Annotated in this window: 2 protein-coding genes; both read right to left on the bottom strand. The window is 69.2% G+C overall.

Features of this window, described 5'->3' with window-relative positions:
• Nucleotides 1-2,412, bottom strand: a 2,412-nt coding sequence (locus FV223_RS23800; RefSeq protein ID WP_147729296.1) for an efflux RND transporter permease subunit, incomplete at its 3' end; no start/stop codon positions are given.
• A gap of 143 nt (nt 2,413-2,555) precedes the next feature.
• Nucleotides 2,556-3,158: M48 family metallopeptidase (locus FV223_RS23795; RefSeq protein WP_147729295.1), on the bottom strand; the 603-nt coding region annotated here is incomplete at its 5' end.

Genomic DNA, 3,158 nt, shown 5'->3' with positions numbered 1-3,158 from the left:
CGTCTGCACCCAGAGCTGGTACGGGATGCCGGTCTTCGGGTCGGTCCAGAAGTTCGGCGTCACCTGGAAGGAGCCCGACAGGGAGACGTTGAGCCCCTGCGCCACCTGCTGCTGGGTCAGCCCGAGCTCCGAGGCGAGGCGGCGGTCGACGTCGACGAAGAACTGTGGCGTGCCGACGATCTGGTGCAGGTGCACGTCGACCGCGCCCTTCGTCTCCTTCAGGCGGCGGACGATGTTCTGGGCGACCGCGAGGTCCTTTTCGGCGTTGCGACCCGAGACCTGGATGTCGATCTGCGCCAGCGTGCCGAAGTTCAGGATCTGCGTGATGATGTCGGAGGGCTGGAAGTAGACGATCACGTCGGGGAAGCGCTCGCGCAGCACCTCGCGCAGGCGCTTCGCGTAGGCGCCGACGTCGCCGTGTCCCTCGCGCAGGTTCACCAGCATCTGGCCGTCGTTGTAGCCGACGAAGGAGCCGTCCGAGAACGCGAAGTTGTAGTTGTTCGAGGGCAGGCCGATGTTGTCGAGGATCTGCTCGATCTCGCCGTCCGGGATCACCTCGCGCACCGTGGCGCCGACGGCCGCGAAGACCTGCTCGGCGGTCTCGATCCGCATGCCGGGCCGGGTGCGCAGGTGCAGCGTGAGCTGGCTCGAGGCGACCTGCGGGAAGTAGTCGCGCCCGACGAAGGTGAACAGCCCGGCCGTGCCGAGGAACACCAGCAGGACGACGGCGATCGTCGCGACGCGGCGGCGCACCACGACGTGGAGCAGCCCGAGATAGCCGCGGTGGAAGCGCTCGAAGCGCGCCTCGAAGCCGTTCCGGAAACGCCCGGCGACGTGGATCACCGGGCGCCCGAGCCAACCGATGGCCCGCGCCACCCGCCCGCGCCGCGGCGGCGCGACGGCGTCGTGCCCGCCGCCATGTCGCTCGACGTACTCGCGCGCGACCAGCACGTCGATCAGCACCGGCACGAGGGTGCGCGAGAGCAGGTACGAAGTCAGCATCGCGAACACGACCGCGAGCGCCTGCGGTGTGAACAGGTACTTCGGCGTGTCGGCCAGCGCGAAGACCGAGACGAAGGCGGCGCAGATCGACAGCGTCGAGATCAGCGTCGGCTTCGCGATGCTGGCGGCGCCCTCGACCACGGACTTGCGGAACGGCTCGCCCTCCTCGAACAGCCGATAGGTGTTCTCGATCGCCACCGTCGCGTCGTCGACGAGGATGCCGACGGCGAGCGCGAGGCCGCCCAGCGTCATCACATTGATGGTCTGGCCGAGCGCGGCGAGGATCGCGAGCGAGGTCAGGATCGAGAGCGGGATCGAGATCAGCACGACGATGGTCGAGCGCCACGAGCCGAGGAACAGCAGGATCGTCAGGCCGGTGAGGCAGGCGGCGATCGCCGCCTCGTGGATCACGCCCTCGATCGCGGCGGACACGAAGACCGACTGGTCGAACAGCGGCTTGATCGCCATGCCGTCGGGCGCGGCGGCCTGGATTTCGGGCAGCACCTTCTTGACGTTGTTGACCACGTCCAGCGTCGAGGCGGTGCCGTTCTTGAAGATCCGCATCAGCACCGAATGCAGCCCGTCCGAGCGCACGATGTTGACCTGCGGCGGCCCGCCGTCGCGGACGTAGGCGACGTCGCGCACCAGCACCGGCTGGCCGGCCACGACCTTGATCGGGATCTCGTTCAGCGCCGCGATCGCGTCCGGGGTCGCGTTGAGCAGGACCGGATATTGCTGCTCGCCGATCTTGACCAAGCCGGAGGGCACGGTGAGGTTCTGCGCCGTCATCGCGTTGGTGACGTCGAGGGCCGTGAGGCCGAGCGCCCGCAGCGCCTGGAGGTCGAGATCGACCATGATCTGGCGCGGCGTGCCGCCGAACGGCGACGGCAGCGTCGAGCCCGGCACCTGCACGAGGCGCTGGCGGATGCGGTACTGCGCGTAATCGTAGACCTTGGTCAGGCTCTCCTTGGTCGAGGTCAGCGCGAGCTGGATCACCGGCACCGAGGAGGCCGAGAACCGCAGCACGATCGGCGGCTGCACGCCCGGCGGCATCGCCGAGCGGATCGAGTTCATCGCCGAGACGACCTGGGTGATGGCGAGGTCGACGCTGACCTCGCCGTCGAAGTAGATCTTCTGGATCGCGGTGCCCTGGAGCGTCGTCGACTCCATCCGCTTGATGTTGTTGACGTTGTTCGAAAGCGAGAACTCGGCGTAGGTGGTGATCCGCCGCTCCATCTCCGGCGTCGACAGGCCGGTATAGGTCCAGACCACCACGACCACGGGGATGTCAACGATCGGCAGCACGTCCTTGGGCGCGACCACGATCGCGCCGCCCCCGGCGAGCATCATCAGCACGGCGAGCACGTAGGTCGTGATGCGGAACTTCAGTGCGTACTGGACGAGGCCCATCTGGTCTCCGTGATCCGGCCACGGCCCGGATCATCGCATCATGAATTCAGGCGCCACCGAACGCGAGTATTGTTTCGCGATCATGTCCGCGCGCTGCGGCTGCGAAGAGGCCGCAGGACCTTGCGGCGTGGTCGAAGGCCGGCTCAGACCCGCCGTCGCTGGCTCGGACGGGGTTTCGGTGCAGGCTTGTCCGGCCCGTCCGTCGCCCCGGGGCAGATCCCGCGCAGCTGCATCCAATCGGCGTCGCTCAGGATGTGCCTGTCGGGGTCCCGGGCCCCGGCGTGGGCGCGGATTGTCGCGGCACGCTCGCGGGTGAAGGGATGGCTGCGCAGGAGGGCCGGGTCGGCATCCGCCTCGTCCTTGGCGATCCGCTCGAGCATCGAGGCCAGCGCCGCCGCGTCGCCGCCGGCCGACCGCATCGCGGCGACGGAATAGGCGTCGGCCGCGCGCTCGGCATCGCGGCTGTAGCCGGCCGAGAGCACGGCCTGGCCGAGGGCGACGATCACGGTGGAGCCGGTGAGGTCGCCGAGCACGAGGCTGAGCAGGAACGACGTGCCCGAGGCCTGGATCAGCGCCCGGGTCGGATCGCGCAGCGCCACGTGCCCGAGCTCGTGCGCCAGCACGCCGGCGAACTCGTCGGCGCTCCGCGCCTTGGCGATCAGCTCGGAGAGCACGACGACGCGCGCGCCCGGCAACGTCACCGCGTTCGCGGTGTCGTGGCGGCGGACCGTGACCGCGAGATCGGG

It is taken from the genome of Methylobacterium sp. WL116 (assembly GCF_008039455.1).
In the GTDB taxonomy this organism is placed as follows: domain Bacteria; phylum Pseudomonadota; class Alphaproteobacteria; order Rhizobiales; family Beijerinckiaceae; genus Methylobacterium.
This window is presented reverse-complemented; position numbering and strand designations above follow the sequence as displayed.